This window comes from Streptomyces sp. SD31 (assembly GCF_052068475.1).
GTDB lineage: Bacteria > Actinomycetota > Actinomycetes > Streptomycetales > Streptomycetaceae > Streptomyces.
In genome coordinates, this window is the sequence record NZ_JBQHCX010000010.1 from 75,836 (window position 1) to 102,166 (window position 26,331).

Annotated in this window: 19 protein-coding genes, 1 other RNA gene and 1 pseudogene; 8 read left to right on the top strand and 13 right to left on the bottom strand. The window is 71.8% G+C overall.

The window, feature by feature from the left end; translation table 11 throughout:
- Positions 1 to 182 precede the first annotated feature (182 nt).
- From ACTMVF_RS22390 to ACTMVF_RS22425, 8 genes are all read right to left on the bottom strand, one after another.
- On the bottom strand, positions 183 to 1,097 hold the full coding sequence (locus tag ACTMVF_RS22390) for an ABC transporter permease (RefSeq protein ID WP_441272872.1): 915 nt from the start codon (positions 1,095 to 1,097) through the stop codon (positions 183 to 185).
- On the bottom strand, positions 1,094 to 2,275 hold the full coding sequence (locus ACTMVF_RS22395) for an ABC transporter permease (RefSeq protein ID WP_441272873.1): 1,182 nt from the start codon (positions 2,273 to 2,275) through the stop codon (positions 1,094 to 1,096). Before ACTMVF_RS22395 ends, ACTMVF_RS22390 begins: the two co-directional genes overlap by 4 nt.
- On the bottom strand, positions 2,272 to 3,828 hold the full coding sequence (locus tag ACTMVF_RS22400) for an ABC transporter ATP-binding protein (protein ID WP_441272874.1): 1,557 nt from the start codon (positions 3,826 to 3,828) through the stop codon (positions 2,272 to 2,274). Before ACTMVF_RS22400 ends, ACTMVF_RS22395 begins: the two co-directional genes overlap by 4 nt.
- A 29-nt stretch (positions 3,829 to 3,857) precedes the next feature.
- Entirely contained in the window at positions 3,858 to 4,946 is a 1,089-nt protein-coding gene (locus tag ACTMVF_RS22405) for a BMP family ABC transporter substrate-binding protein (protein WP_441272875.1), read from the bottom strand.
- 740 nt (positions 4,947 to 5,686) lie between these two features.
- The gene (locus ACTMVF_RS22410) at positions 5,687 to 7,066 is read right to left on the bottom strand and encodes an amidohydrolase family protein (protein ID WP_441272876.1); all 1,380 of its coding nucleotides are present in this window, start codon (positions 7,064 to 7,066) and stop codon (positions 5,687 to 5,689) included.
- Positions 7,063 to 8,085 carry a quinone oxidoreductase family protein gene (locus tag ACTMVF_RS22415; protein ID WP_441272877.1) on the bottom strand — a complete coding sequence of 341 codons (1,023 nt, stop codon included), beginning with the start codon at positions 8,083 to 8,085 and terminating at the stop codon, positions 7,063 to 7,065. Before ACTMVF_RS22415 ends, ACTMVF_RS22410 begins: the two co-directional genes overlap by 4 nt.
- A gap of 283 nt (positions 8,086 to 8,368) precedes the next feature.
- Positions 8,369 to 9,568, bottom strand: coding sequence for a PucR family transcriptional regulator (locus ACTMVF_RS22420; protein ID WP_441272878.1), 1,200 nt, complete (start codon positions 9,566 to 9,568; stop codon positions 8,369 to 8,371).
- Positions 9,569 to 9,578: 10 nt separating this feature from the next.
- The gene (locus ACTMVF_RS22425; RefSeq protein WP_441272879.1) at positions 9,579 to 11,027 is read right to left on the bottom strand and encodes an aldehyde dehydrogenase family protein; all 1,449 of its coding nucleotides are present in this window, start codon (positions 11,025 to 11,027) and stop codon (positions 9,579 to 9,581) included.
- A 73-nt stretch (positions 11,028 to 11,100) separates the two neighbouring features.
- Between ACTMVF_RS22425 and ACTMVF_RS22430 the strand changes: the two genes are divergently transcribed.
- From ACTMVF_RS22430 to ACTMVF_RS22440, 3 genes are all read left to right on the top strand, one after another.
- Positions 11,101 to 12,183 (top strand): NAD(P)-dependent alcohol dehydrogenase, encoded by a 1,083-nt coding sequence (locus ACTMVF_RS22430; RefSeq protein ID WP_441272880.1) that lies wholly within the window; start codon positions 11,101 to 11,103, stop codon positions 12,181 to 12,183.
- A 133-nt stretch (positions 12,184 to 12,316) separates the two neighbouring features.
- Positions 12,317 to 14,539, top strand: coding sequence for a cytochrome P450/oxidoreductase (locus tag ACTMVF_RS22435; RefSeq protein ID WP_441272881.1), 2,223 nt, complete (start codon positions 12,317 to 12,319; stop codon positions 14,537 to 14,539).
- A gap of 684 nt (positions 14,540 to 15,223) precedes the next feature.
- A complete protein-coding gene (locus ACTMVF_RS22440; RefSeq protein ID WP_441272882.1) occupies positions 15,224 to 16,204 on the top strand; it encodes an acetamidase/formamidase family protein in 981 nt (326 codons plus the stop codon).
- 594 nt (positions 16,205 to 16,798) lie between these two features.
- Here ACTMVF_RS22440 and rnpB read toward each other — a convergent pair.
- An RNA gene (rnpB, locus tag ACTMVF_RS22445) (RNase P RNA component class A) lies at positions 16,799 to 17,212 on the bottom strand.
- Positions 17,213 to 17,484: 272 nt separating this feature from the next.
- Between rnpB and ACTMVF_RS22450 the strand changes: the two genes are divergently transcribed.
- Both ACTMVF_RS22450 and ACTMVF_RS22455 read left to right on the top strand, forming a co-directional pair.
- Positions 17,485 to 18,243: a MerR family transcriptional regulator gene (locus tag ACTMVF_RS22450; RefSeq protein ID WP_441272883.1), complete on the top strand. Its 759-nt coding sequence runs from the start codon at positions 17,485 to 17,487 to the stop codon at positions 18,241 to 18,243.
- Positions 18,240 to 18,860 (top strand): hypothetical protein, encoded by a 621-nt coding sequence (locus ACTMVF_RS22455; RefSeq protein WP_441272884.1) that lies wholly within the window; start codon positions 18,240 to 18,242, stop codon positions 18,858 to 18,860. The genes ACTMVF_RS22450 and ACTMVF_RS22455 overlap by 4 nt, the downstream gene beginning before the upstream one ends.
- Before the next feature lie 15 nt (positions 18,861 to 18,875).
- On the opposite strand, the gene ACTMVF_RS22460 is transcribed toward ACTMVF_RS22455, so the two are convergent.
- The gene (locus tag ACTMVF_RS22460; protein ID WP_441272885.1) at positions 18,876 to 20,324 is read right to left on the bottom strand and encodes an RNB domain-containing ribonuclease; all 1,449 of its coding nucleotides are present in this window, start codon (positions 20,322 to 20,324) and stop codon (positions 18,876 to 18,878) included.
- Between the two features lie 73 nt (positions 20,325 to 20,397).
- Between ACTMVF_RS22460 and yaaA the strand changes: the two genes are divergently transcribed.
- Complete coding sequence (gene yaaA, locus ACTMVF_RS22465) at positions 20,398 to 21,180, top strand: peroxide stress protein YaaA (protein ID WP_441272886.1); 783 nt, start codon at positions 20,398 to 20,400, stop codon at positions 21,178 to 21,180.
- A 73-nt stretch (positions 21,181 to 21,253) separates the two neighbouring features.
- Positions 21,254 to 21,916, top strand: a complete 663-nt coding sequence (locus ACTMVF_RS22470; RefSeq protein WP_441272887.1) for a bifunctional 4-hydroxy-2-oxoglutarate aldolase/2-dehydro-3-deoxy-phosphogluconate aldolase — start codon at positions 21,254 to 21,256, stop codon at positions 21,914 to 21,916.
- Here ACTMVF_RS22470 and ACTMVF_RS22475 read toward each other — a convergent pair.
- From ACTMVF_RS22475 to ACTMVF_RS22485, 3 genes and pseudogenes are all read right to left on the bottom strand, one after another.
- Complete coding sequence (locus ACTMVF_RS22475) at positions 21,899 to 23,182, bottom strand: bifunctional RNase H/acid phosphatase (RefSeq protein ID WP_441272888.1); 1,284 nt, start codon at positions 23,180 to 23,182, stop codon at positions 21,899 to 21,901. The two genes, ACTMVF_RS22470 and ACTMVF_RS22475, sit on opposite strands and share 18 nt — an antisense overlap.
- Before the next feature lie 57 nt (positions 23,183 to 23,239).
- On the bottom strand, positions 23,240 to 23,983 hold the full coding sequence (locus tag ACTMVF_RS22480) for a zinc ribbon domain-containing protein (RefSeq protein ID WP_441273092.1): 744 nt from the start codon (positions 23,981 to 23,983) through the stop codon (positions 23,240 to 23,242).
- Between the two features lie 68 nt (positions 23,984 to 24,051).
- A pseudogene (locus tag ACTMVF_RS22485) lies at positions 24,052 to 24,885 on the bottom strand (Nif3-like dinuclear metal center hexameric protein); the annotation flags it as partial.
- Between the two features lie 245 nt (positions 24,886 to 25,130).
- On the opposite strand from ACTMVF_RS22485, the gene ACTMVF_RS22490 reads away from it, so the two are divergent.
- Complete coding sequence (locus tag ACTMVF_RS22490) at positions 25,131 to 26,330, top strand: hypothetical protein (RefSeq protein ID WP_441272889.1); 1,200 nt, start codon at positions 25,131 to 25,133, stop codon at positions 26,328 to 26,330.
- The last annotated feature ends 1 nt before the right edge of the window (position 26,331 follow it).

Sequence of the window (26,331 nt, forward strand, 5' to 3'; positions counted from 1 at the left end):
TCCGGACGCTGTCGGTCTGGATGGCCGTGCTTGTTCGGCGTGGCCGTGCGCTTGGACCGCTGGGCACGCCGGCCATGGGAGGCGTCCGACTCGTGCTCTCGGCGTGCCGGTGCAGGCCCACGTACTGGACGTACGTGGGCCTGCACCGGCATGCCTGAGGGGGCCTTCTTCGGACCCTGCCGTCAGGTCGACCCGCGCTCGAAGGGGCGGCCGAGCGCCGCGGGTTCTCGGTGCTGGGTGGTGAACAGCAGCATGGCGAGGAGCGCGAGCAGATACGGGGCCGCGACGAGCAGTTGGGCGTTGAGGGTGACGCCGAGCGCGGGAAGGGCCAGGCGCATGGCGTCGGAGAGGCCGAACACGAGGCAGCCGAGCATGGTCCGGCCGAGCCGCCAGGCCCCGAAGATCACCGCGGCGATGACGATGTAGCCGCGTCCGGCGGTCATGTTCTGGTTGAACGATCCGACCTCGCCGACCGCGAGGTACGCGCCGCCGAGGCCGGCCAGTGCGCCGCACCACAGCAGGGCCTGCCGGCGGCGCACGTTCACCTTGATGCCCGTGACGTCGGCGGCCTGCGGGTTCTCCCCCACCGCCCGGAGTTCCAGGCCCCAGCGGCTGCGCTCCACCAACCACCAGGTCAGCGGTATCAGCAGAATCAGAAGGTAGGCGGGCCAGCGTGCGGAGAACAGCGACTTGCCGATGAGCGGGATGTCCTCGAGCAGCGGGATCGACAGCAGCCCGACCTGGTGCGAGGCGAACTGCTCGGTCGTGATCAGGTAGCTCGTCAGCCCGAGCACCAGCGCGTTCAGCACGAGCCCGACCACGAAGGTGTTGATCTGGGCCCGGTGGGAGAGGTTGCCGTGCACGAAACCGACGACGAGGCCGGTCATGACACCGGCCATGAGGCCGACGGTGGCATTGCCGGTCGCGCTGGCGGTGGCGACCGAGGTGAAGGCGGCGCTGAGCATCATCGCCTCGACGGAGATGTTCATCGCGCCGGCGCGCTCGGCCAGGTACTCACCGCAGGCGGCGAAGGCCAACGGCACGGTCAGCCGGACGCCGCTCGCGAGGATGGTCGTGGTGCTGTCCAGAACGCTCACGCGGCTGCCTCCGTCTTGGCCGGGACAACGGAAACGGTGGGCGCCGCCCGCGGTGTGGCACCGCGACGCCCGTGGAAGAGGTCGACGAGGACGGGCGGTGCGACGAAGGCGAGGACGAGCAACGCCTTGACGATGTCGACGAGATACGACGGCACGCCGGTGGCCGAGAGGAAATCGCCGCCCGCACGCAGCACGGCGAACAGGAACGACACCGGGATCGCGACCATGGGCCGGTTGCGCGCGACGAGCGCGACGAGCAGGCCGTCCCAGCCGACGTTGTCCGAGAGCCCGGACTGAAGCCGGTTCGTGCTGACCGGGCTCGCCAGCAGCAGCCCTCCGGCCAGTCCCGCGAAGGCGCCCGACAGCGCCAGGGTGAGACCGCCGAGCGCGGCCACCCGGACACCGGCGTGCTGGGCCGTGCGCGGGTTCAGTCCGACCATGCGCACCTTGAAGCCCCACCGGCTGCGGCTCAGGAGGAGGGCGACCGCGACCGTGGCGACGAGTGCGAGGAACAGGCCCGTGTTCAGCTGGAGCGAGGGGTAGTGCCCGAAGCCGACGAGCTGGGCGTTGGCCGGCAGGGCGTTGGACTGCGCGTCAGCGATGTCCCCGGCGCCCTGCACGCTCTCCTGCAGGACCCACGGCGTGCTGACCGCGAAGGCGACGAGCTGGATCGCGAGGAACGTCATCAGCAGCGTGCTCACCGGGACGTTGACACCACGGAAGCGGAGCATCAGGGCGCTGAGCCCGGCCCAGGCGGCCCCGCCGACCGCGGCGGCGACGAGCACCACGGCGACCAGCATCGGGCCGGGCATGGCCAGGCGCAGCCCGACCCAGGCTCCGGCCAGGCCGCCGATGAGCACCTGTCCCTCCTGGCCGATGTTGAATGTGCCGGCGGACGCGCAGACGCACGCACCGACCGCGACCAGCAGCAGAGGCGCCGTGTTGAGCAGCGTCGTCGTCCAGCCGGTGGCGTTGGCCAGGGACCCGGTCCATATCGCGGTCAGGGAAGCGCTCGGCGAGGCACCGGTCAGCGTGAGCAGCAGCGCGGACACGCCGCCGGCGACACCGATGAGCGCGAGTGTGAGGCCCGCCGTCATCCAGTCACGGCGCCCTGGCCGGAGCCGGGCGAGGAGGCGCCGGCCGAGTTCGTCCGGATCCGTCAGTGAGGCGGCGCTCATGCGGCCTCACCGCCGACCAGCATGCCGAGCCGTTCGGGGGTCGCGTCGGAGACGGGGAGTGCTCCGGTGATCCGCCCCGACGAGATCACCGCGATCCGGGTTGCAAGGGCCATGACTTCCTCGAATTCGGTGGAGATGAGCAGCACTCCGACGCCCTCGGCGGCCGCTGCGCGCAGTCGGGCGTACATGTCCTCGATGGCGCCGACGTCAAGGCCGTGGGTGGGCTGCGCGGCCACCAGGACCCTCGTGTCACCGGACAGTTCCCGGGCGAGGACGACCCGCTGCTGGTTGCCGCCGGACAGGCTGCGCACGGGTGCGTCAAGCGACGGAGTGACGATGTTGAACTCGTCAGCGAGGCGACGGGCCTCGGCGAGCATGGCGCGCCGCCGCAGCAGGAACCGGCCGCTGACCTTGTCGAGCGACTTCATCGTCAGGTTTTCGGCGACACTCATGTCGAGGACGACGCCGCTGTGGTGCCGGTCCTCCGGCACGATGCCCAGACCGGCCTTCGAGAGCGCGCCGGGCCGGGTCACGTCCACCCTGTCCCCGGCGACCTCGACAGTGCCTGCGGTCGGTGGGATCAGTCCCGCGAGGACATCACCGAGGGTCGCCTGGCCGTTGCCCTCGACGCCGTAGAGGGCAACGATCTCGCCCGGGCCCACGGTCAGGTCGACGTCCGCGAGGAGCCTGACGCCGCCTTGCTCGACGGTGAGTCCGGCGAGGCGGAGGACGGGCGGCTGTCCTTCGGGACCGCCGCCCCTGCCCATGCGCCTCTCACCGGTCGGCACCAGGCCGAGGGCGGCGGCCTCCTCGCCCAGGGACACCTCCCGGCCCACCATCTGCCGGGCGAGCAACTGGGGAGTGGTCTCGGCGGTGACCGCCCGGAAGGCGACACATCCCTTGCGCAGCACCGTCACCCGGTCGGTGGCCTGCGCGATCTCGGCGAGCTTGTGGCTGATGAGGATGACAGCGCGCCCCTCCTCCTGCACCACCCGGCCGAGCACGGCGAACAGCTCCTCCGACTCCGCCTGGGTCAGCACCGAGGTGGGCTCGTCCAGGATCAGGATCTGAGGGTTGCGCCGAAGGCACTTGACCACCTCGACCCGCTGCCGCTCACCGGCCGAAAGGGTCCCGACGCGCGCGTCGGGGTCGATGGGCAGCCCGTACCGGGCGGAGACCTCGGCGATGTCGGCACAGATGGCCTGCTTGTTCACCTTGCCGTTGTCGCCGAGCGCCACGTTCTCCCACACGGTGAGCCCGTTGATGAGGCTGAAATGCTGGTGCACCATGCCGATGCCCAGTTCGGCCGCTTCCTGCGGGCTGTCCAGCGCGACCTCCTCCCCGCGCACCAGGACGGTGCCGGCATCCCGCCGGACCAGCCCGAGCAGGACCTTCATGAGGCTGGACTTGCCTGCCCCGTTCTCACCAAGGAGTCCGTGGATCTCGCCGGCGTCGACCTTGAGGTCCACGCCGGCGCAGGCCTTGACGGATCCGTATGACTTCGTGATGCCGCGCAGCTCGAGAATCGGAACCGCTGAGGTCGTCGGTGTCATCGCTGATCTTCCTCGTCGCTGTCGGCGTGTCAGCCGAGACGCTTGACCTCGGCCGCCGGATCGATCTTGTCGGTGCCGATCTTCTTCATGAACTGGTCGAGGCGCTGCGCCTCGTCACCCTGGGGCCGGCAGATCTTGACGGTCGGGTACGGGTCGACGCCCAGCTTCCACACACGCGTCGTGCCCATCTTGAGGTTGTCCTTGGCGAACTCCTCCAGCGCTGAGCGGAAGTAGTCACCCGGGCTGAAGATCACCGAGATGTCGTACTTCGGGCTGGTCGAGTCGCACCGGTCGGTGCCCGGCGTGAGGGTCAGCGCGCCGCCTTCGTTCGCCATCTGCGCCGCGGCGTCGGTCGCTCCGCCGAGGTAGGGGTAGATGACCTTGATGCCCTGGCTGATCTGCGCCTGGGTGGCTTCCTTGGCCTTGGCCGAGTCGTTGAAATCGCCGGTGTAGGTGCTCGTCATGGTGGCCTTCGGGACGACCTCCCGGATCCCGGCCAGGAACGCCGTGGCGGCGTTGACGCTGAAGTCGGCCTTGTTGCCGGTGATGAACCCGGCCTTGGTGTAGCCGGCCGCCTTCATCTTCAGGCCCGCGGCGTAGCCGGCGGCGAGCAGGGACTGGTTGGGGTCGTCGGCGGACAGCAGGACCCGCGGGTGGACGTCGGTGTCCGACGACGACGGCAGGTACCAGACCGTCTTGCTGCAGACCGGCTCCTCGGAGGCCGGGGTCGCGGTCTTGAGCTCGCTCGCGCCGAGCGCGACCAGGTCGACGTTCTGCTGGCACATCGCGCGGGCCGCGGTGAGCGCGTCGCTCGGGGCCACACTGCCGCGCTTGATGATCGTCCAGCCCTTCTCCTTGGCGAAGGCCTCCGCCGAGTCGACGAAGCTCTGGTAATAGCCGTGGTCGTTGATGTCGCCGGGGCTGAGGACTCCGACGACGACCTTGCCGTCGCCGTTGACGTCGGGCTCCTTGAGGCCGGCGTCGCTGCCGCCGCTCGCCGCCGGGGTCGCTTTGGACGCCGTCGCTGCGTTGTCGGCACAGCCGGAGAGCGCCAGGGCTCCCGCGAGGGCGAGGCCGGCCGCGGCCCGACGATGCCAGAGCATGCTTCTTGTGGTCATCTGTGTGCTTCCGTTCGCTGAGTGGCACCGCCTCTTCGCGGCGGTGGTGACATCGGGGGGTGGCATCAGTCGGCGGGGTCCGACGGCCCGGTCGGGTTCGGCACAGGAGACACGGTCCTGGTGGGAGAGGGGCTCCTCACCCGCGGCGACGAACCGCGGGAGACCATCCGCCCGACCGCTCGGACCCGGGTGGGGTCACGCGGCCAGGAGCGGACGTGATCGAAAAGTCAGTGGTGATGCGTACGCACCTCCGCGAGCGCGAGGTGCGTCCCGAAAGCAGGGGTTGTGGTCGCCGCGGTCTTCGCCTCGCGCACGCGGCGCTCCAGAGAAAGGGGCTGCCGGCGGACGACGGCGTGTCGACGATCCACAAGGGGTGGGCTCGCCGGTCGGCGATGGCCATGTCGCTGACACACGGTGGTGTTCGAGGGGCATCGCCTCGATGTGCTCGGGGATCCCTCAGCTCGTGACGTTCGCTACGTATGCGGCGGTGTGCTCGATGTCGAGCCAGGCGCCCTTCGGCCCGGGTGTCCGGCGCCGGGCGCCACTGGAAAGACCGCGATCGGCGGCGGCCCTCGCTGACCTGCATGCAGCAGCCGTACGGCGCTGCGTCGGCCTCTCTGTCGGGGACGCTCCGGATCGATCGTGTCGGGCGGCTGCGGAACCGTCGGTCGCGACAGCGGGCCCTGCTTCTTCGCCGGCGAAAGCCCGGACGTGTCGATGACGTTCAACGGCGGGTCTCCTTACCGGTCGGCCGCCCGCTCCGTGGGCCAGGTGGGGCGGGGTGTGATGCCGGCGCGCCCCAGGAGGGCGGCGGATCGTTCGGCGGCCGCCGCGGCGACGGCCGCCAGGTCGACGCCGGTCGGGCGCCGGTCGCGGACGACCACACGGCCGTCGACCAGCACGTCACGGACAGTGCGCGACACATGGCCCCATACGAGCTGGCGGGCGAGGTCGCCCCGCGGGATCCAGGCGGGGTCGTCGGCGTCGAGGACGACGATGTCGGCGGCCTTGCCCACCTCCAGCGAGCCGATGCGGTCGCCGAGACCGATCGCCCGGGCGCCGTCGATCGTCGCCAGCGCGAACGCCTCCTCGGCGCGGACCGGATCGGGCAGATCACGGTCGCGTTCGAGGGCGGCGAACAGGTAGGCGGCCAGGAGAACGTCCGGGCCGTCACCGGCGTTGTGCGCGTCGCAGCCCAGTGCCACCCGTCCGCCCCTGCGCACCAGTTCGGCATGGCGCGACGCGCGCGTGTACCCCTGGGCGAGACGCAGGTAGGCCCCCGGGCAGGCGGCGACCGCGGTGCCGGTCTCCAGGATCGCGTCGGTCTCCGCGTCGTCGAGCCACACGGCGTGCCCGAGCAGCAGCCGCGGGCCGAGTACTCCGAGCTCGCGGAAGTGGACCACCGGCCTGCGCCCGCAGCGCCGGGCGTAGGCCTCGATGTCGGCAGGTCCCGGCGAGATGTGCCAGGTCAGTCCGACATCGAGCCGCTCGGCCAGGCTCGCCGCCCCGGCGAAGAGCTCGTCGCTCGCCAGGTCGTGGCCGACGAGCGTCACCCACCCGGTGACCGGACCGGCGACCGGCAGGGACCGGACGATGTCCTCCTGCCGGGCGAGTACCTCGTCGGCGGGCGCACCGAACGGCACGCCCTGGGCGTCCCAGCCCCAGCCGCCGACCCGCGCGCGGATACCTGCGGCGCCGAGTCCCGCTGCGACGCGTTCCGGGTAGGCCACCGTGCCCGGCTCCAGCACCGTGGTGATGCCCCGCGACAGACAGTCGACCGCGGTGATGGTCGCGGCCAGTTCGTCGTCGTCACCGTCGGCGTGGGCGTGCAGCGGGACGATCCAGTCGAATATCGACTCCTGCGAGCTGATGTGATCCGGGATCATGCTGCGCACGAGGGGGTCGACGGTCGTGTGCTGGTGGGCGTCGACCAGGCCCGGGATCACGACACAGCCCGACGCGTCGATCTCCCGAGCACCCGGGAAGCGGGCACGCAGGTCCTCGGCCGTGCCGAGCGCGGCGATGCTGTCTCCGGAGACGGCGACCGTCGCACTGGTGAGGACGCGTCGTGCGGGGTCCATCGTGACGACGTCGCCACCCACGATCAGAAGGTCGGTCATGGCTCGATCACGACCTTGCCGATCGTCTCGCGGGCGGCGAGCACGTCCCAGGCGTCGGCCAGATCCTCGAGCGGAAACCGGGCGGCGGTGGGCAGGTGCAGACCGTCGGCGAAGCAGGCCGAGGTGGCGGCGACGAAGTCGGCCGAGGTGTAGCCGCCGGTGCCCAGCAGTTTCAGGCCCCGGTGGAAGACCTCTCGGAGCGAGAACGAGACCTGGTCGCCACTGGTGTTGCCCATCAGGAGCAGACGCCCGCGGATGCCCAGACAGTCCAATGAGGTGCGCCAGGTCTGGGTGCCGACGTGGTCCAGGACCAGATCCGCTCCGGCACCGCCGGTGAAAACCGACACGGTCTTCGCCGCGTCGGGGTCCCCGTTGGGCAGCACCAGGTCGGCACCGGCCGTGCGGGCCGCGTCCCGCTTCGCCTCGGTGCCGGCGAACGCGACGACCGAGGCACCGGCCCGCTTGGCCAGCGCGATGGCCGCCAGGCTGACGGCGCTCGCGCCGGCGTGCACGACGAGGGTCTCACCGGCGGCGAGTGACCCGACCGAGTACACCGCGTGCCAAGCGGTCGCGGCGGCGGTGGGCAGGGTGACGGCCTCGGCGAGCGGCAGGGACTCGGGAACCTGAACAATCGATTCCGCAGAGGCCAGTACGTAGTCGGCCAGAGCGCCGGGGGCGTTGCCGCCGAGAATCCGGGGGCTCGAGCAGTACGCCCGGTCGCCCACGGCGCACCGGGGGCAACTGCCGCAGCCCTGGGTGGGATCGGCGATGACCCGGTCACCGGGGACGAGCGACCTGACCGCGGACCCGGTCGCCACCACCGTCCCGGCGAAGTCCATGCCCGGCACGTGCGGAAGGCGGAAGCCGGGGATCAGGCCCGGCCCCTTGCGCTGCAGCAGGTCCAGGCGGTTCAGCCCGCAGTACGCGACCTCGACGACGACGTCACGGGGGCCGCACACCGGCTCCGGGACATCCTGCAGGGACACGGCCTCGGGCCCGCCGAAATCGGTCTGCACCATGGCTCGCACCGCGCTGCCCTCCTCACCTCATCCGTCTCGCATTGCGAGTCGGTGGAACGTATTGCGAGGTACTCTGCCCCCGCCGACCGGTGCTGTCAACGCTCCTGTGGAACATCTTGATTTCGTCGGTGTATCGCCCACTCAAGGGCTGACAGCCCAGACCGCCGCAGGTGGGGGCGGGTACCAAGGCAGGTACGAGAACGAGAAAGTGCACGGGACTGCGCCGTCCGCGCGGCGGCGGCGTATGGCGTCCGCGTCACGCAGGGGCGCGGCGTACGGCGGCTCAGCGCCCCGCCGACACCGGCTCGTCGTCGCCGCGCAGCCGCTGTTCGTCGGCGGCGAGCAGATCCAGGGCCGCGAGCGCCAGGTGCAGCTGCGCCGACACGGCGGGAAGCAGGGGGTCGGTGCCCAGGAAGCTCTTGATCTGGCGCACCCGGTAGCCCACCGAGTTGCGGTGCAGATGGAGTTGTGCGGAGACGCTCTGCCGACTGCCTCTCTCGGCAAGCCAGGCACGCAGGGTCGTCATCAGCTCCGGACGCTGCCGGATCGGCCCGAGGTGCGCCTCGACGTAGGCCTCGAGCTGCGCACGAGGGAGGGGCAACAGCACCTGGACGACCCCGCAGCGGTCGAAGGTGAGGAGCGGGACCTTCTGGGTCCGGGCAAGGCCGAGCAGTCTTTCGGCCTCGGTGAAGGACCGGGCCAGGCCCGTGGGTGAGTCGGGGCGGGAGCCGCTCGCCGCCATGACGTGGTCGGCGGAGTCGTCGCCGGTCATGAGACGCAGCCGGTTCCGCAGGCGGTCGAGCACGGCCTCGTCGGGCACCACCGTCCAGGCGGTGGGCCCCTCCTGCCGCACCGGGTGCTCGAGCCAGGTGAGCGCCGTGGACCAGGCGCGCGAGCGGGAGCCGCTGTAGTGCAGTACGGCGCCGGCCGGCGGGCGCCGTAGATCGATCCCCAGTCCCGCGGCCGCCGCGCACACCGAGGGGCTCACCGTCCCCGAACGCAGCGCGCCGATGACGTCGGCCGGTGTGTGCTGCGACGAGACCTCGGCAGTGCCCTCCCCCGCGCGTACGGCGTCGATGAGCAGCGCGGTGACGGCGGCACCGGCCAGCGCCCGCACCCGCGGATCACCGGGGCCGACGGTCAGCAGCACACCGGCCACCGTCGTCCCCGCACGCACGGGCAGGGCCGTGGCCCGTAGCCCGTCCAGCGTGGGGACCACCGGCCCGGCCGCTTGGGCGAGCACGCCGTCCGCCACCGCCGCCGACACTCCCGCGCCGCCGTCGGTGGTCTCCAGCGGCGCGCCCTCGGCGGACAGCAGGCGCACCTGCCGGCCGGTCGCCCGGAGAAGCGCGCGGAGTACGTCCGAGCGCGCGGCGCCGGCGAGCACGGCCTCGGTCAGTTCCCGCTCCAGAACGGCAGGTGAGGCGTCCGGCCCCGGCCCTTCCCGGGCCGGTTCCGGCCGCAGTCCGGCGATGGTTGTCATGGTGTCGGTCTCAGCGGGCCAGCAGCCGGATGGCCACGCCCTTCTCCTGGGTGTACTCGCGCAGCGCCGCGTACCCACCGCCCCGGCTGAAGCCGCTGTCCTTCTGCATGTTGAACGGGAAGCCGATCACACCCGCGTCGTGGAACTGGTTGACCGCCACCTGCCCGGAGCGAACGTCCTTCGCCAGCCGCAGCGCCCGGGAGACGTCGTTGGTCCAGAGGCACGCCAGCAGGCCGAAGTCGGAGGCGTTCATCAGCTCGGTCGCCTCGGCGGTGTCGCGAAACGTCTGCACGGCGAGAACCGGGCCGAAGACCTCCTCGCGAGCGACGCGCATGCCCGCGTCCACACGGTCGTACACGGTCGGGCGGACGAACCACCCGTCGCCGGTGGGCGCGCCACCGGTGACCAACCGTGCCCCCTCCCGAGGAGCCTCTTCCAGGAAGCCGCTGACGCGGGCGAACTGCGCGGCACTGACCAGCGGCCCCATGTCCAGGTCGGCTTCCCAGGGCCCGGTCTTGACGTCGGCCATGCCTGCGGCGACCCGCTCCACGACCTCGTCGTGCACCGAGGCCTCCACGAGCAGCCGGGAACCGGCGTAGCAGTTCTGCCCCGCGTTCTCGGTGATCGAGGCGACGATCGCGGGGATCGCCGTGTCGAGGTCGGCGTCGGCGAAGAGCACGTTCGGCGACTTGCCGCCGAGTTCCAGCTTCACCGGGACGAGGTTCTGCGCGGCGGCCGCCATGATCGCCCGCCCGGTGGCGGTGGAGCCGACGAAGCTGATGTGGTCGACGCCCGGGTGCGTGGTGAGCGCGACGCCCGTCTCCGGGCCGAGGCCCGCGACGACGTTGATCACCCCGGGCGGGAAGCCGGCGCGGCGAGCGAGTTCGACGAGGGCGAACGGTGCCAGCGGCGCGACCTCGGACGGCTTGAGCACGACCGTGTTTCCCGCGGCGAGCGCAGGCGCGACGTTCGCGGCGGTGAGCACGGCGGGCACGTTCCACGGGATCACGACGGCGCACACGCCGTACGGTTCGTGCACCGTGTAGCCCAGGTAGTCGGGGCTGCGGGTGGGCAGCGTGACGCCGGTCAGTTTGTCGGCCGCGCCGGCGAAGTAGTCGATGATGCCGTGCGCGATGTAGATGTTCGTCCGGCCACCCGACAGTGGCTTGCCCACATCCTGGGCCTCGACGGCCGCCAGGGCTTCGACCTCGGCGATGACGAGGTCGGCCCAGCGCCGGATCAGTGCTCCGCGCTCGCTCGGGTTGGTCGCCGCCCAAGCGGGGAAGGCGCGGCGCGCCGCGGCCACCGCGTCCTCGACATCGGCTGCGCCCGCACGGGCCACCTGGGTGATCACCTGTCGCGTCGCCGGATCGAGGACATCGAGCCTGCCGCCGTCGCGGGCCGCGACCCACTCGCCGTCGATGAAGTGCTGGGAAGAAGGGAAGTCAACAGCCGCCATGGGGTGAACCTTGACCGACCTTGTCACGCATGTCAATATGCGGTCTCGCTTTGTGAGGCATAGAGGAGGCCCTGTGCGCGCCACCGCCGCTCTGCTGGAGCAACCCGGCAAGCCGTTCGTCCTGACCGAGGTGGATCTGGACGAACCCCGACCCGACGAGGTGCTCGTCCGCGTCGGCGCGGTCGGCATCTGCGGTACCGACCTGGAGTTCGCCAACTTCTTCCCCACACCCGCGCTGCTCGGGCACGAAGGGTCGGGTGTCGTCGAGAAGGTCGGGGCGCACGTCACCTCCGTGCGTCCCGGCGACCACGTCGCCATGTCCTTCGCGTCGTGCGGCACGTGCGCGCTGTGCCGCACCGGTTCGCCCGCCTACTGTCGCGGCTTCGACGCGGTGAACTTCTCCGGCCGCCGGCCCGACGGCTCCACCGCGGTGACCCACCAGGGGCGGGAGGTCAACGCCCACTTCCTCGGCCAGTCGTCGTTCGCCAGTCACGTCGTCGCACCGGAGCGGGCGGTCATCAGGATCGATCCGTCGCTGGACCTGCTGCGGGCAGGCCCCTTCGGCTGCGGCTTCCAGACCGGTGCCGGCGGCGTGCTCAACGTGCTGCAGCCGCGCCCCGGCTCGTCGATCGCGGTGTTCGGGGCGGGGGCCGTCGGCGTGGCCGCCGTCATCGCCGCACGCTTGAGCGGCTGCGACGTCGTCACCGCCGTCGACGTGAACCCGGCCAAGCTCGATGCCGCCCGCGGCTTCGGAGCCACACACACCGTGGACTCCTCGGCCGGGGACACCGCCGAGCAGCTGGCCGCCCTCGTACCCGAGGGCTTCGACTTCGTGATCGACACGACGGGGCGGGAGGACGTCCTGCGCACCGCGGTGGAGGCTCTCGGGCCGCTCGGTCGCGCCGGCGTCATCGGTGTCGGCCCCAGCGAGTCGATGAGCTTCGAGTGGCGCAGCATCCTCAACGGACGCACCGTCACCGGCATCATCGGCGGGTCCAGCCTGCCGCAACTGTTCTTGCCGCGGCTGCTCGACCTCAACGCCAAGGGCCTGTTCCCGGTCGAGAAGATGATCACCTACTTCCCGTTCGAGCAGATCAACGAGGCCGTCGCGGCGGTCCGGTCCGGCGCGGTCGGCAAGGCCGTACTGACCTTCTGAGCGTCTTCCACGAGACGTTGTCGCACGCGGCGCGACACCTTAGGGTGGCCGACGCCGATGAGGCACTGAGACATCCGGTGGCGCGGCCGGACAACACCGCGCACAAGGCCCGAGCACGTGGAGCGTGCCCACCATGTCCGCCGACATCGACTTCATGCCCGCCGACACCGACTTCGACCACCACTCCGACGAGGCCAACGCCGATCCGGTCGCCTACTACGCGCGCTTCCGCGAGAGCTGCCCGGTAGGCCGCTCCGCCGCCCACGGCGGCTTCCACTACACGACGCGATACGCCGACGTGGCCCGCATCGCCCGCGACGACGAGACGTTCTCCTCGGCCCGCAGCGACCACGGCGGCCAGGGCGTCGGCATCGTCATCCCCAAAGGACCGGGGCTGGAGCAGTATCCGATCGAGCTCGACCCGCCGACTTCGACCGAGTACCGGAAACTGATCAACCCACTGCTGACCCCGGAGGCGGTCGAGCACCTGGTCCCCATGATCGAGCGGCACGCCGCCCGCATCGTGGACGAGTTCATCGAGCTCGGCTCCTGCGACCTCGTGCGCGACCTCACCAACCCACTGCCGGCCGCGGTGACTTTGGACTGGCTCGGTTTCCCCGAGGAGGACTGGGCGAAGCTCGCCGGGCCGATCCACGACATCTTCGCCGCACCGGCCGGCAGCGAGCGCGCCGCGAGGGGGGCCGCCGGACTGGCCTACATGGACCAGCGCATCCGCGAGCTGATCGCCGAGCGGCGGGTGGAGCCGAGGCCCGACGGGGTCAGCACGCTGGTGGCCGCCCGGCGCGACGACGGCGGCGAGTTCGGCGAGGACGAGCTGGTGTCGGTGATCGGCCTGCTCATCGCCGGCGGCGTCGACACCACCACCTCCCTGACCGGATCGACCCTCGTCCACCTCGCTCGCCACCCAGAGCAGCGGCAGCGGCTGATCGACTCCCCCGATCTGCTGGACTCCGCGACCGAGGAGTTCCTCCGCGCGTTCGCCCCGTCGCAGTCGATGGCGCGCACGGTCACCCAGGACGTCGAGGTCAGTGGCTGCCCGATGCACGCGGGCGACCGGGTGCTGATCCCGTGGGTCGCCGCGAACCACGACCCCGCCGTGTTCCCCGACCCCGACAAGGTACGACTGGACCGCGACGCCAGCCGGCACCTCAGCTTCGGGATCGGATCGCACCGGTGCGCCGGCGCGCACCTCGCCCGGGCCATGTTCCGCGCGATGATGACGCAGGTCCTGACCCGGCTGCCCGACTACCGGGTGATCGAGGAGGGGCTCGTCCCCTACCCCACGCGCGGCAACCAGTCCGGCTGGGACGCGGTCCCGGCGGTCTTCACGCCCGGTCCCCGGGCGACCGCGGCGGCAGGCTCGATCCGCGCGCTGACCACACCCACCCCGCTGCGGGTGACCGGGGTGCGCGCCGCGGCCGACGGCGTCGTCGCCGTCGACCTCGGCCTGCCGGACGGAGGCGAACTGCCCGCGTGGCAGCCCGGTGCGCACGTCGAGCTGCGTTTGCCCTCGGGCAGGCTGCGCCAGTACTCGCTGTGCGGCGACCCCGCCGACGCCAGGACGTGGCGCATCGGCGTCCTCCGCGAGCCGAAGGGCCGGGGCGGATCGGTCGAACTCCACGAACTCGCCCGCACCGGAGCCACCTTCTCGGTACGCGGGCCACGCAACCACTTCCCGCTCATGCCGGCGCCGTCCTACCTGTTCCTCGCCGGCGGCATCGGCGTCACACCGATCCTCGCCATGGTCCGCGAGGCCGCCGGACGCGGCACGCCCTTCACGGTCGTGTACGGCGGACGCACCCGCTCGACGATGGCGTTCGCCGACGAGCTCGCCACCGTCGCCGGTGACGCACTCACCCTCCTCCCGCAGGACGAGGCCGGCCTGCCGGACCTCCCCCGGCTGCTGGGCGAACTGGAGGCGGACACCGCCGTCTACGCGTGCGGCCCGGCACCGATGCTGGCGGCCATCGAGCGCGAGTGCGCCCGCCTGAACCTCACCGACCGGCTGCACTTGGAATGCTTCGCCGCCGGCGACGACCTCGAGACGGCGTTCGACGCCGCGGACAACCGCGCCTTCGAAGTCCAGCTGGCGCGCACGGGAGTCACCCTCACCGTGCCGGCCGACCGCCGCCTCATCGAGGTCCTGCGCGACAACGTCAGCGGCCTGTCCTACGACTGCGAGAAGGGCTACTGCGGCGCCTGCGAGACCCGTGTGCTCGCCGGGACGCCGGAGCACCGGGACTCCGTGCTCAGCGACGAGGAACGCCTTGCCGGGCGCACGATGATGATCTGCGTCGGCCGCTGCCAGGGCGACCGACTCGTCCTCGACCTCTGAACACCGGTCGGCCGACGGAGCGCGTTCTCGGCCGATCCCCCGCCGCCCGGCACCATGCGGGCGGCGGGGGATCGGCCGACCTGCTGTTCAACAGCATCCGAGCACACAGCGACGCACCTTCAGGGACTACGGCACGACGACGACCCAATCACCAGCGCGCGGGCCGACCGTACCCACACGCCGACCGCCGCTGTGCCCACGACCGGTCGCCACTCCCCCGCCGACGCGTTCCCCTGCGCCGACCGAGCCACCAGCTGCCAACTGCCAGGCCGTACGCGGCTCCCCGGCGCCATCCGCCCCGCCTCCACGGCAGCCGCCGCCACCAGGCCGACGACTCTGCCGACGCAGAGCACGGCAGCCTCCGTGTCCGACCCGCCGACGTCTCACTCCCTCAGGTATCGCCACCCATTGCGAGACGTCATGTTGCGATGCGAGACAAGGTTACCGGTCGGACCTCGATAGGAAACATCACGGCAACGGGGCGTTCTTAGCGTCGGGCCATCGATTCACGAAAGGTGGACCATGACAGCGACCGACTCACCCCTCCTCGACGTTGCCGCGACCGGCTTTCCGATTCTCCAGCCCGGCCACGGAGCGATCGCATCGACGACCTACGTCCCGGCCACGCCCGGGAACACCCTTTGGGGTCGGCTTCCATGCGAGGCGGATTCACCCTGCGCGGTCGTGCGACCGGGCGCCGTGGTCACGGTCGACACGATCAGCCACGAGGGAGTTCTCGAGGATCAGGGCCGCAACCCACGTGAGTTCTTCGGCCGTTACGGCGTCAGCGGTGGCCATGTGCTCGACGACGCCCAGCAGGTGGCTGACTCCGGAACGCCCCACGACTTCGACGATGACGGGCCGCACCTGGTCACCGGCCCGATCGCCGTGACCGGCGCTCGGCCTGGCGATCTGCTCGCCGTGACCGTCCTCGACCTCACACCGCGAGTTCCGTACGGCATGGTCTCCGCACGGCACGGCTTCGGCGCACTCCCCGGCGAGATGCCGGCACTGCCCGGTCCTGTGATCACCTTCGCGACAGCACACACAGATCGCCACGGCGCGTGGGGCCGGATGGCGGTCGACCCGACGGATCCCTGCCGCGGCTCGCTGCGTTTCCCGCTGCGGCCGTTCCTCGGCGTCATGGGTGTGGCGGTGCCCGGGGACAAGCGACCTCATTCGGTCCCGCCGGGGAGCCACGGGGGCAACATCGACGTCTCCCTGCTCGGCGTGGGCGCCACCCTGTTCCTTCCGGTGCAGGTCGACGACGCGCTGGTCTACTTCGGGGATCCCCACTTCGCGCAGGGCGACGGCGAGGTGGCCCTGACCGCGTTCGAGGCGTCGCTCCGCGCCACCGTGAAGCTCGAAGTGGTGCCAGGTGGTGCGGCCGTGCGCCCCGGCCACGGCCGCGTCACCCCTTTCGCCGAGACAGATGAGTACCTGGTGCCGATCGGCCTGGACGAGGACCTGGACGAGGCGATGCGCGACTGCGTGCGCTGCGCGCTGGACCTGCTCACGACCGACTACGGCATCGACCGCCACCTGGCGATGGCGTACCTCAGCGCGGCAGGCGACTTCGCGATCTCCCAGGTCGTCGACGGCGTGAAGGGAGTCCACGGAAGGATCCGCAAGTCCGACTTCAGCGAGATCGGCCGCCCTGTTTGACCGGCGGTTGCGCCGGTCCTCGCCCCCGCATGGCCACACGGACGGGGGCGGCGGGGCTCAACTCCAGTCGCAATGCGCCATGGACCCCACGCACTCGGCGACGGCGGTCAGGATGTGGGCGCAGGACGGGCCCAGGGGCTGCGGCACCGCCTCCAACTCGCTCCAGCCCCCCATCCGCCGATGTCATTCCGCACGCACTCGCCAGGGCAGCGAGTGCGACGGAGCGATCGGAGGAGCCGACCCACCGCGCAGGGACCGGACCGCGGCACCTCGTCGTTCCCCGCACAGGACGTCGTAGCGGCGAGCCGATTCCTACGACGTCCCGTTATGCAGAACAGATATGGATGCCAACGTATGGCTCGGGCGCCAAACCGCCTCGCCCTCGGTCCACCTACCACGCCTTCGACGACGCGAGCACCAGACGTTCCCGTGGTGGCGGCGTACGGCGTCCGAGTCGCCCACCGGAGTTGACGCGGCGCACCGCAGGACGCGGGTGCATCCGACGCCCGGATGTCCGCTACAGACCGATGCCAGACCACATTTGGCGTTGCCCGACTAATAAGACAGGCCCTGACCTGCGGAAATGTAGAGCGGCAGACGAGTCGGGCTGTACGCCGGGTTCTGTTCCCAGGGTTCCTCGCGGAGCCCTGGGCGACGGCCATCCATCTAGGACCGGCGTTGCCGCCGGCCTCCTGCGGTCTACCCGCGGACTCGGGCGGGCAGCCCTCGAACGTCCGCGCAGGGTCGCCCCTCTTTCGAGAAGGCGGCCCCTCTTGACCTTGCTCCGGGTGGGGTTTACCTAGCTGCCCAGGTCACCCTGGGCACTGGTGGTCTCTTACACCACCGTTTCACCCTTACCCAGCACCTGAGCGCTGGGCGGTTTGCTTTCTGTGGCACTGTCCCGCGGGTTACCCCGGGTGGCCGTTAGCCACCACCTTGCCCTGTGGAGCCCGGACGTTCCTCGGGGAGCCCCCTGGGGGTACTCCACGCGGCCGCCCGCCCGGCTCGTCTGCCGTGTCGACCATGTTACCCGTCTGCCGGGGGCGCCCGCCGCGCATGATCGGCCCCGGCGCCGGCGCGACGTGCCACCACGACCCGCCACCCCTACGTGCGACCACGACTCCGCCACCCCTCCGTGCAACCACCACCTGCCACCGTGACCCGCCACCCCGAAACCTGCCACCACGACGACGCCTCCCCCATCTCGCCACCTCGCCCCGTCCGTCTCCCCGAACGTGCTCGCTTGACCCTGCCGCAACGTCAGCGTCTCTACTGATCCCATGCGGATCGGAGAACTCGCCGCCGCCGTCGGCGTCACCACGCGGACCGTGCGGCACTACCACCATCAGGGGCTGCTGCCCGAGCCCGAGCGGCGTCCGAACGGCTACCGGGACTACACCCTGCGGCATGCCGTCGTCCTTGCCCGGATCCGGCGGCTGACCGAGCTGGGGCTGGGGCTCGCGGAGGTGCGGGACGTGCTGGCCGAGGATGCCGGGAAGGATCTCGTGGAAGTGCTCACCGAGCTGGATGAGGACCTCGCCCGGCAGGAGGCGGCGCTCCGGGAGCGGCGGGCCCGGCTTCGGGCGCTGCTGGAGGCGGAGGAGTTGCCCGCCGAGGGGCCCGTTTCGCCCGAGCTCAGTGAGTTGTTCGCCCGGACCGGCCGGCTGTCCGGCCTGTCCGACTCCCCCATGGCCGCCAAGGACCGGGAGATCCTCGCGCTGCTCGACACGGCGGCGTCGCCGGAGGTCCGGGAGCAGTTGATGTCCCTGTGGAGCGGTGCGCTGGGGAGTCCGGATGCCGTGGCGCGGGCGCACGAGGCGTATGCGCTGCTCGACGCCCTCGCCGACGCCGAGCCCGACGACCCGCGGGTGACCGAGGCGGCCCGGCTGCTCGCCGAGCTGATCCCCCGCGAACTGCTCACGGAGGCCGACATCGACCAGGACAACAGCTTCCTGCGCGCCTTCTACGCCGACTTCGCCCCGGCACAGGCGGAGGCGATCCGCCGTGCCTTGCGGTCGCTCATGGAGGAGGGATCGTGACAGCCGTACGCGCGCTGGTCCGGCATGAACTGCGGCTGCTGGTCTGCCTCGTGCTCTGGGTGGCCCGGCGTCGGCACGTCACGGACGGCGGGCTCGCCTTCGGCTATGCGCGCGGGCAGGGACCGGTGATGTTCGGGTTCGCCTTCGTGTGCGTGGTCGAGTCGGTGACCATGTCGGTGCTGCTGCGGGACTTCCCCACCCTGCACCGGGTGTGGCTCGCACTCGATGTGTACACCGTCGTGATCATCATCGGTCTGCACGCCGCCTCCGTCGTACGGCCACACGTGCTCGACTCCGGCTTCCTGCGCATCCGGCGTGGCGTCCACGTCGACCTTCGCATACCGCTGGAGAAGGTCGCGAGCGTGCGGCGCGAGCTGCGTACCACCCATGAGCGGGCCGACGGGGAACTCGACGTCGCCGTGGGCTCGCAGACCTCCGTCACGCTTCGACTCGGCGAGGCCGTCCCCCACTTCACCTTCCTCGGCCGTCGGCGCGACGTCCACCTCGTCCGCTTCCACGCCGACGACGCCGACCGCCTCGTAAGGGAAATCCGGGAGATCACAGCCGTCACGCCGGAGCGGACCGCGCCTTCACCACTCCCGGATCGGCCCGTGTGAGCCGCACCCAGCCGGTCAGGCGAGCGCGAAGCTCACCGTCGGGGCCTTCATGTCCGCCCGGGTGAGGCGGACGGGGCGGCGCTCGCCGAGGGAATCCTCGGTCGTTCCCGTGATGTCGCCGATGACCGCCGGGGACGCCAGTTGTACGACGCCGGGTTCCACTTTTCCGTCGTGCCCGGGGTGCTCCCGCTCGACCACGCAGCCCTCGAAGACCTCGCCAACCCGGTCCTTGAGCACGGCGGCCTCCACGAGGTCGACGCATTTGCGCTCGATGCTGCCCGCGCGCCCGCCGCTCTCGGCCATCCGCCGCCGTACGGTTTCGAGCCCGGCGAGCACCCAGGCGGGCGGCTCCCGGCCGGCGACGGCGGCGAGGCAGATCTCGGCGGCGTACCGGTCGACGAGGCGCCGCAGCGGGGCCGTGCAGTGCGCGTAGGGTGCGGCGACGGCGGCGTGTGTGGGGTGCGGTGGCAGGTTGCCGCCTTTGAAGACGGTGTACTCGGCGCGGTTCATCAGCCCGGTGCACGCTTGGAGGAAGGCCGCGTGCCGCGGCTCGGCCGGGTCGAGGGAGCGCACCAGTTGGGCGTACGAGACATGGTGCGGCCAGTCGATGTGCAGGGCGTGCGCGGTACGGCGCAGCTCGTCGAGCTTGCCGGCCGTGGTCGGTGCCTGGGTGCGCAGGATGCCCGTGCCGTGCGCCAGCATCAGCTGGGCGGCGGCCATGCCGGTGAGCAGGGAGAGCTGCTCGTTCCAGCCCTCGACCGGGAGCGGGACGCGGTAGGTCAGCTCGTAGCTGTGGTCCTGTTCGACGATTTCCTGCTCGGGGACGCTCAGTGAGATGCCGCCGCGTTCGATCTCCAGCTGTTCGCGCAGCAGGCCGATCGTCTTCAGCAGAACCAGGGGCTCCTCCGCCGTACCGGCGTCGATCTGTGCCTGCACACCCGCGTAGTCGAGCCTGGCCCGGCTGCGCACCAGGGCGCGGCGGACGTCGACGGCGATCGTACGGCCGCTCGCATCGAGGTCGATGGTCCACAGCGCGGCCGGGCGGGTCCGCTCGGGCAACAGGCTCGCGGCGTCCTCGCTGAGCAGCTGTGGGTGCAGCGGGATGCGGAGGTCGGGGAAGTACAGGGTCATCACCCGACGGTGCGCCTCCTTGTCCAGCGGCCCGCCGGGTACGACGAAGGCGGCGACGTCGGCGATGGCGTACCGGACGCGGTAGCCGGTGCCCTGCCGGGACAGGTGCATCGCCTGGTCCAGGTCGGTGGAGCCGGGCGGGTCGATGGTGAAGAAGGGGATGTCGGTGGCGTCGTGCTCCGGCAGCGCCGGCGCCTTCGCGGCCTGCTCGGCGGCCGCGAGCAGCTCGGGCGAGAACCCGGCGGGGACCTTGAGCTTGGTACGCAGCGCGGCGAGCGCGGCCCGCAGCGGGCCCTCGGGGGCGCCGGTCACGCGGATGGGGCGGCGAGGCATACGACGAGCGTAGGGCGAGGACCGCCCAGCGGCACGCCGTACGCTGTGGCGGAGTTCGACTGAAGGAGTACGTGTGCTTGTCCTGCTGCCGCCTTCCGAAGGCAAGGCCTCGTCCGGTCGGGGTGCGCCGCTGAAGCTGGAGTCGTTGTCCCTGCCCGGGCTGAGCGGGGCCCGGGAGGCCGTGCTGAGCGAGCTGGTCGAGCTGTGCGGCGGCGACGAGGACAAGGCGCGGGACGTACTCGGGCTGAGTGAGGGGCTGCGCGGCGAGGTCGCCAAGAACGCCGGGCTGCGGACGGCGGGTGCACGCCCGGCCGGGGAGATCTACACCGGCGTGCTGTACGACGCCCTCGACCTGGCGTCGCTGGACGCGGCGGCGAAGAAGCGGGCGGCCCGGTCGCTGCTCGTCTTCTCGGGGCTCTGGGGTGCGGTGCACGTCAACGACCGCATCCCCTCCTACCGCTGCTCGATGGGCGTGAAGCTGCCCGCCCTCGGTGCGCTCGGCGCTTACTGGCGGGCGCCGATGGCGGACGTGCTGCCCGAGGCGGCCGAGGACGGCCTGGTGCTGGATCTGCGGTCGTCGGCCTACGCGGCGGCGTGGAAGCCGAAGGGCGAGGTGGCCGGGCGGACGGCGACGGTACGGGTGCTGCACGCGCCGACCCGGAAGGTGGTCAGCCACTTCAACAAGGCGACGAAGGGGCGAATCGTACGGAGTCTGCTGACGGAGGGGGCGGCTCCCGGTGGGCCGGCGGAGCTGGTCGAGGCGCTGCGGGACCTCGGGTACGAGGTGGAGGTGGAGGCGCCGGCCAAGGCCGGCAAGGCGTGGACGCTGGATGTGCTGGTGACGGACGTCCACTGAGCCGACCGTCCAACCATTGCAGCATGCGCAATGGCCTTTGCGCATGCTGTTCACCGCACGGCAGGATGAGGCCATGGCCTCTCCCCTGCCTGCCTCCGTGCTGGATCTCGCCCCCGTGGTTCCCGTCGTCGTCATCGAGGACGCCTCCGACGCCGTACCGCTGGCGCGGGCGCTGGTCACCGGCGGACTCCCCGCGATCGAGGTGACGCTGCGGACGCCGGCGGCGCTGGACGCGATCCGGGAGATCGCGGGTGCCGTGCCGGAGGCAGTGGTCGGAGCGGGGACCGTGATCACGCCGGCGCAGGTGACGCAGAGCGTGGCGGCCGGGGCGCGGTTTCTCGTCAGTCCCGGCTGGACGGACGTACTGCTGGGGGCGATGCGGGCGTCCGGGGTGCCGTTCCTGCCCGGGGTGTCCACCACGTCCGAGGTCGTGGCGCTCCTTGAGCGCGGGGTGCGGGAGATGAAGTTCTTCCCGGCGCAGGCGGCGGGCGGTGCGGCATACCTGAGGTCGCTGGCGGGACCGTTGCCGCAGGCGCGGTTCTGTCCGACCGGAGGGATCGGACCCGCGACGGCCCCCGACTACCTCGCCCTGCCCAACGTCGGCTGCGTCGGCGGGAGTTGGATGCTTCCGGCGGACGCGGTGGCCGCGCGCGACTGGGGGCGGGTCGAGGCGCTGGCGCGGGAGGCGGCCGGGCTCCGGACCGACAGCGCCCAGGGTTCAGGCGCGCAGGTGTGACGTGTCGTTGAAGAGCCGTACGCTCGCGTTGCCGTCGGCGTAGTAGGCCACGGCCGAGAGGGAGGCCGCCGAGAGTTCCATGCGGAACAGGGACTCGGGCGGGGCGCCCAGGGCGAGGCGTACGAACGTCTTGATCGGGGTGACGTGCGTGACGAGGAGGACCGTGCGGCCCGTGTACGCCGCGATCAGCTTGTCGCGCGTGGCGGCGATGCGCGTGGCGGTCGCCGCGAAGCTCTCGCCGTCGCCGGTGGGGCGGGCCTCCGGGTCGGCCAGCCAGGCGTTGAGGTCGTCCGGGTAGCGCTCGCGGACCTCGCCGAAGGTGAGCCCCTCCCAGGCACCGAAGTCGGTCTCGCGCAGGCCCTCGTCGACGGTCACGTCGAGGCCGAGGCGGGCGGCGACGATGCCGGCGGTCTCGCGGGTACGCGAGAGCGGCGACGCCACGATGGCCTGGATGGTGCCGCGCCGGGCGAGAGCGGCGCCCACGCGCTCGGCCTGCTCCCGGCCGACGTCGGAGAGGGACGGGTCCGTGCCGCCACTGCCGGAGAACCGCTTCTGGGGGGTGAGGGGCGTCTCCCCGTGCCGCAGCAGCACGAAGGTGGCCGGCGCCCCCATGTCGGCGGGAGCCCAGCCGGAGGAGGCCGTGGCCACGGTGCGCGCGGCCCTGACATCGGCCTCCGCCTTCACGGCGGCGTCCGCCGAAGGGCCGGCCGGCTCAGGCTCCGCCGCGGTGCCCGCGACCTCCTCGGTCCCCGCGACCACCTCCGTCACCGACGCCGCCTCCGTCACCGCGGCCAGCGCGGCCCTCGCGTCGGCCGCCTCCAGTTCCGCCGTGGAGGCCGCCGCCGACCACTGCTCCCCCCGCTTCCCGGCGTCCATCGCCTCGTTGGCCAGCCGGTCCGCGTGCTTGTTCTGCTCCCGGGGGATCCACTCGTACGTCACCTGCGTCGCCGGCAGGATCCGCGCCGCCTCGAACGCCAGCGGCTTCATGTCGGGGTGCTTGATCTTCCAGCGGCCCGACATCTGCTCGATGACCAGCTTGGAGTCCATACGGACGTGGACCGTGGCCGTCGGGTCCAGCTCACGTGCGGCACGCAGACCGGCGAGCAGGCCCCGGTACTCGGCGACGTTGTTCGTGGCGATGCCGATGTACTCGGCCCGCTCGGCGAGCGTCTGGCCCGTGGCCGCGTCGACGACCACGGCACCGTAGCCCGCCGGCCCCGGGTTGCCCCGTGAACCGCCGTCGGCCTCGACGATGAACTCCCGCACGAGCAACGCCCCTTACGTACCGAACTACCGCACTACCGACTACCGAACTACCGAGTCCTACAGGCCCGACTCCGCCGTACGCACCAGAATCCGGCGGCAGTTCTCGCACCGCACCACCGTGTCCGGCGCCGCCGCGCGGATCTCGCTCAGCTCGGTGATGGCGAGCTCCTGGCGGCAGCCCTGGCAGGTGCGCTGGTACAGCCTGGCCGCGCCGACGCCGCCCTGCTGCTGGCGCAGCTTGTCGTAGAGCTTGAGAAGGTCGGCCGGGACGGCGGCCGCGACGACCTCGCGCTCCTTCGTCACCGACGCCACCTCGCCGTCGATCTCCTCGAACGCGGCGTCCCGGCGGGCGGTCGCGTCGTCGATCTTCGACTGGACGGACCCGACGCGCTCGGTCAGTTCGGCGACCCGCTCCTGCGCGGACTCACGGCGCTCCATGACCTCCAGGACGATGTCCTCCAGGTCGCCCTGGCGCTTGGCGAGGGAGGCGATCTCGTGCTGGAGGTTCTCCAGGTCCTTCGGGGAGCTGATGGCGCCGGAGTCCAGGCGCTGCTGGTCGCGGGCGGCGCGCTGGCGCACCTGGTCCACGTCCTGCTCGGCCTTGGTCTGCTCGCGGGCGCAGTCGCTCTCCTCGGTCTGCGCGGCCACGAGCAGGTCACGCAGCTGCGTGTGGTCCTTGCTCAGCGTCTCGATCTCGGCGTGCTCCGGCAGCGACTTCCGCTTGTGCGCGAGCTGCTGGAGACGGACGTCGAGGGCCTGGACGTCGAGGAGGCGGATCTGGTCGGCGGGCTCGGCGTTCAGTTGGGGGCTCCAGATGTCGAGTGGGAGGGGGCGCGCGAAGCGCTCGTTGGAAGGGTGGTGGCGGGCTACGGGTGGGCGGTGGATGCCGCGTGGGCGGTCCAGGGGTCGGTGACCGTCTTCGAGACGTGGACGCGCAGGTCCCATCCGTTGCGGTCGGAGATCTCGTCGAGCTGGGCGGCCGCCAGCTCGCACCAGGGCCATTCGGTGGCCCAGTGCGCCGCGTCGAGCAGCGCGAGAGGACTGTGGGCGACGGCCTCGGACGCCGGGTGGTGGCGGAGGTCCGCGGTGAGGAAGGCGTCGACGCCGGCGGCGCGCACCTGGTCGAAGAGGCTGTCGCCGGAGCCGCCGCTGACGGCGATCGTGCGGACCGTCGCCTCGGGGTCGCCGGCCACCCGGATGCCCTGTGCGGTGGCGGGCAGCCGTTCGGCGGCGCGGGCGCCGAGTTCGCGCAGGGTGAGGGGGTGGTCGAGCTCGCAGATGCGGCCCAGGCCCCGGCGGCCGTCCGGATCGCTCGCGTCGGGCACCAGCGGTCGTACGACCCGCAGGTCGAGCGCGCCGGCCAGCGCGTCGCTGACTCCCGGGTCGGCCGTGTCCGCGTTGGTGTGCGCGACGTGCAGGGCGATGTCGTTCTTGATCAGGGTGTGGACGACCCGGCCCTTGAAGGTCGAGGCCGCGACCGTCGTCGTACCGCGCAGGTAGAGCGGGTGGTGGGTGACCAGCAGGTCGGCGCCCAGCTTCACCGCCTCGTCCACGATCTCCTGGACCGGGTCGACGGCGAACAGGATCCGGGAGACCTCCTGGTCGGGGTCGCCCACGACGGTGCCGACCGCGTCCCAGGACTCGGCCCGCTCGGCGGGCCACAGGTTCTCCAGCGCGGCGATGACTTCAGACAGACGGGGCACGAGGGCAAGGCTACCTGGCTGGTCCGTACGGCTGTACCGGTGCCGGAGCCGCTGGCGTCCTGCGCGGATCGCGTCCGTGGCCCGCTACTGGCCACCCCGTGGCCGCGACCGGCCCGGCTCAGCACAATCCCCCCGTTTCCTCAGGCGAATCGTTCCTCGGCCACCCCTTTGTGTGAAAGGGGGACCCCGCTGATCCCACGCCTGTGCGTGCGAAAACTAGCTTCGTCACTGGAGGTGACCGGACCATGACGGCCTGTGCAATCGAGCCCGCGGCGGAGCATGAGGACGACGATGTGCCTCGGGCGGTATGCACCATCACGGCGGACGGTTCCTACGCCGCCCGCCTCGCGCTGGACGGCGACTGCTGGTTCCCGGAGCGCTGGACCCTGGACGGCCCCGAGCCCTACGCCGTGCCGCTGCCCGCCCACCAGCCGGAGGAGCCCGGCACCGAGGTGCAGCCCATGGGCGACGGCCGGGTCCTCATCCGCCGCCCCACCGACGGACGGCACATCTTCTCGCTGCTCTACCCGACCGGGCCCGGCACCGGTGAGCTGCTGCTGGGCGCGGTCCAGTGCCCGGACGAGGGGACCCGGCTGCGGATGCTGCCCCCGGCACCGGGCGGCGACAAGGCGTACGCCCTCGCGGTGGGCCGGCGCTCCAGCACCGTGTGGCTGGTGGCGGGGGGCGCCTTCGGGCCCGAGCATCTCGCGGAGATCCCGGGGCGCTGCTCGGGCGGGGTGTGGCTGGACCGGAGCGGGCGGATGCTGGCGCTCGACCGGGAGTCCGGGGGCCGTACGAAGGCCGTCGTGGTCGATCTGGAGCGGGGCGGCGAGGTGTCGCCGCTGCTGCAGATCGCGGACGACAGCGACGACCGGTTGCTGCTCGCCGACCCGGACAGCGGGCTGCTGCTGATCCGGTCGGACGCTCCCTCGCCGGGGCGGGAACGGTTGGGCTGGGGGGTGCTGGGCAGCACGCTGCCGGTGCGCTTCCCGGAGTGCCTGCGGGTGCCCGACTGCGCGGTGACGCCGTTCGCGATCCAGCCGGGGCAGGTGCTGACGCCGGAGAGCTGCGGGGTGGCGCTGCGCATCGATGGGCCGGTCGGGAGCTGGGTGGGTGTGTGGCGGCCCGCCGAACGACAGGTACGTCATCTTCCGGCGCCCGAAGGGTGGTTGGCGGGGGCGGGGTGGTGGAGTCGGGACGGGGTGCTTCAACTTCCCTGCACGACGGGGGCGGTGCCCTGTGGAGTGGCGCGTTGGGAAGCGCCCCAAAGGGGCGCGGGGCCGGATTCGAACTGCGGCTACCGCCGCGCGGGCGCGACAAGCCACGACGGCGCCGCACAGGGCCAACAGGCCGGCGCGGCACCTACGGACGCCCCCTCGGTCCCCGCGGCGACGCGCCCCGTGCCGTTGCAGCAAGCGCCGTTGGGTGGTCTTGTAACGAAGTAGT

Excerpts from the sequence above, each read along its gene's own strand:
- ACTMVF_RS22395 (WP_441272873.1), bottom strand. The coding sequence starts at position 2,275 with ATGAGCGCCGCCTCACTGACGGATCCGGACGAACTCGGCCGGCGCCTC.
- ACTMVF_RS22400 (WP_441272874.1), bottom strand. The coding sequence starts at position 3,828 with ATGACACCGACGACCTCAGCGGTTCCGATTCTCGAGCTGCGCGGCATC.
- ACTMVF_RS22405 (WP_441272875.1), bottom strand. The coding sequence starts at position 4,946 with ATGACCACAAGAAGCATGCTCTGGCATCGTCGGGCCGCGGCCGGCCTC.
- ACTMVF_RS22410 (WP_441272876.1), bottom strand. The coding sequence starts at position 7,066 with ATGACCGACCTTCTGATCGTGGGTGGCGACGTCGTCACGATGGACCCC.
- ACTMVF_RS22415 (WP_441272877.1), bottom strand. The coding sequence starts at position 8,085 with ATGGTGCAGACCGATTTCGGCGGGCCCGAGGCCGTGTCCCTGCAGGAT.
- ACTMVF_RS22420 (WP_441272878.1), bottom strand. The coding sequence starts at position 9,568 with ATGACAACCATCGCCGGACTGCGGCCGGAACCGGCCCGGGAAGGGCCG.
- ACTMVF_RS22425 (WP_441272879.1), bottom strand. The coding sequence starts at position 11,027 with ATGGCGGCTGTTGACTTCCCTTCTTCCCAGCACTTCATCGACGGCGAG.
- ACTMVF_RS22435 (WP_441272881.1), top strand. The coding sequence starts at position 12,317 with ATGTCCGCCGACATCGACTTCATGCCCGCCGACACCGACTTCGACCAC.
- ACTMVF_RS22450 (WP_441272883.1), top strand. The coding sequence starts at position 17,485 with ATGCGGATCGGAGAACTCGCCGCCGCCGTCGGCGTCACCACGCGGACC.
- ACTMVF_RS22460 (WP_441272885.1), bottom strand. The coding sequence starts at position 20,324 with ATGCCTCGCCGCCCCATCCGCGTGACCGGCGCCCCCGAGGGCCCGCTG.
- ACTMVF_RS22470 (WP_441272887.1), top strand. The coding sequence starts at position 21,254 with ATGGCCTCTCCCCTGCCTGCCTCCGTGCTGGATCTCGCCCCCGTGGTT.
- ACTMVF_RS22490 (WP_441272889.1), top strand. The coding sequence starts at position 25,131 with ATGACGGCCTGTGCAATCGAGCCCGCGGCGGAGCATGAGGACGACGAT.